This window comes from Tunicatimonas sp., from assembly GCF_049647865.1.
In the GTDB taxonomy this organism is placed as follows: Bacteria; Bacteroidota; Bacteroidia; order Cytophagales; family Cyclobacteriaceae; genus Tunicatimonas.
The window spans coordinates 1-2,376 of sequence record NZ_JBARYM010000108.1; the positions used below are offsets into that span (position 1 = coordinate 1).

At 45.1% G+C, this 2,376-nt stretch carries 2 protein-coding genes; one reads left to right on the forward strand and one right to left on the reverse strand.

Annotation, left to right across the window (positions count from 1 at the left end; all coding sequences use genetic code 11):
* The first annotated feature begins 108 nt into the window (after positions 1-108).
* Positions 109-1,200, forward strand: coding sequence for a BT_3928 family protein (locus WBA23_RS03595; protein WP_424580880.1), 1,092 nt, complete (start codon positions 109-111; stop codon positions 1,198-1,200).
* Here the strand turns inward: WBA23_RS03595 and WBA23_RS03600 are convergent.
* Positions 1,189-2,376 (reverse strand): hypothetical protein (locus WBA23_RS03600; protein ID WP_424580881.1); only part of this gene is annotated, 1,188 nt, incomplete at its 5' end. The genes WBA23_RS03595 and WBA23_RS03600 overlap by 12 nt on opposite strands.

The window sequence follows — 2,376 nt, forward strand, 5'->3', positions numbered from 1 at the left end:
GTTTTTTCGTTAATAAAGTTAAATAGTCCACAGTCCACAGTCGATGGTTTATAGTAAATACTTTCCGTGGACTACGGACTGTTGACCGTGGACTTAAAACTACAAACTATGGTTAAGCACATCGCTAGAATTTTAGTCGGAGGATTATTTATATTCTCGGGATTAGTGAAACTAAACGACCCGGTGGGTACGGCGATCAAACTGGAAGAATACTTTGAGGTATTTGCGGTAGATTTTGCGCCGTTCTTCAGCGCATTGGTTCCGTTAGCGTTAGGGCTTTCGGTGTTTCTAAGTGTACTGGAGGTAGCCTTGGGGGTGGCGGTACTGATTAACTACCGGATGAAGATTACCACCTGGGTGCTATTGGGGTTAATTATATTTTTTACCTTTCTAACTTTTTACTCCGCCTACTTTAACAAAGTAACCGACTGCGGCTGCTTTGGCGATTTTATTGTGCTTACCCCCTGGCAATCGTTCACTAAGGATATTATTTTACTAGCATTAATCGTTATCCTATTCATCAACCGAGACCGTTTTAATGAAATTTTATCACTAAAGACAAGTCACCTTACGGTAACAATTACGGTGATATTTTGCACTTTTTTAGGCATTTACGCCATTCGTCACCTGCCTTACTTCGATTTTCGGGCGTACTACGTGGGAGCTAACATTCCTCAAGCTATGCAGCCTTCCGAACCACTACGCTACAAATATATCATGGAAAAGGACGGTAGCACCGAAGAGTTTACCAAGTACCCTACCGAAGACGGGTACGAGTTTAAGGAGATGGTACTACTGAACCCTGAAGCCCAGCCCAAAATTACCGACTACAGCGTTTGGAACGACGAGGGAGAATTTACTCAGGGTACGTTTGAAGGAAATAAATTAGCGATTGTGATGTACGATGTCAATAAAGCTAATCAGGCATCTATCACCGAAATTCAGCAACTTATTTCTAACTTATCCAGCAACGTAGAACCTATTGTTCTCACTGCCTCGGGGGCCGAAGCCTACAATGAATTCTTGACGGCTCACCCTGATTTTACCGTTCCTCACTACTACGCTGATGCCACGGTTCTGAAAGCGGTTATTAGATCCAATCCTGGAATTATGCTACTGTCTGAAGGAGTGGTTCAAGGCAAATGGCACTACAATGATATACCTTCTGCCCTGAACCTCTCTCTTAACTTAGAATTGTAGCGACACACTGAGTCCCGCCCCTACCAATGATTCATTTCTTGCATACTGTTGATAGTCTACTACCCCACCTAGGCCAACTGTAGAAGTTACTTGATAGGTATAGTTTAGCTGAGCGTTGCCACCCCATCCTCGTCGCCGATTTACCCGAACGGTGGTAAAGTCACCCATCAACGAATAGTTGTCGTAAGGTTGTAGCGTGAGGTCGTAGTATAATTGAACCTGATCTCTTGATCTAATTGCATTTACTAAACCACTGGCGTTAGCGTAAGCTGACCAGCGATAAGTCGGACCAGCAAGCGCGGTGAGTTGGTGTTTATAGTTGTCAATTAGATGATATCCAGCAGCTATGGTTACCGCCGTGCTTTGGTACTGAAAGAAAGTGCTAACCGATTCCGGACTCCACTGCTGGGGGAAGTGACTACCCTGCGTGTAAGTTACTGCTCCTGCAAGGGCCCAGCGGTTAGCCACAGTGTGCTGATACTGGGTTCGGATCTGCGTAGCCAATTGATCCGTTTGATTTAAATGAGTAGGAATTACCTGGAGGGCAATCTGACCGGCAGAAGACTCCGTATACGCTTGCTCTGAGCGATCGTCGGCCCAACGGTAGCGTAGCACTGGGCCAATAGATACATCCTCAAAGAAATAATCAAGGTGGCTACGCACCCGCATGGTGTAGCCAATACCAACCTGCTGAATGGGGTAAAATACGTACTCAACTGCCAGATAGGGACTAGCCATCCAGTAACTTCCTATTCCAGAGTCGTAGCCTAATTCGGCGGCCCACCCAGGTAAGCGATACAAACTTACGTACTCGTACTGATCATTCTCAAGAATAGGGAGACCCATTCGGCTACTAGCATCCATCGATGCAATGCGCTTCACTCCGCCTCCTACATACAAGCTTAATTGATGGTTTTGTAAGTTGATAAGATGAATTCGAAGTGCAATATCTAATCCTACGGATGAAAAAATATCGTTTTCAGTGTAAATCGCACTACTTTGCTCTTGTCCATTAACAGTTCCCTCCGACCTTTGAGCAGTTGACAGGTGCCCGGTTAGACTAATAGTACGGTTTAGTGGGTGGGCATAACTTAACTGGAAATATTGCCCCAGGGGGGTGTATCCTTCTAAGTAAGAGTTAGCATTGGATGAGCTTACACTAATATCGGGGGACTG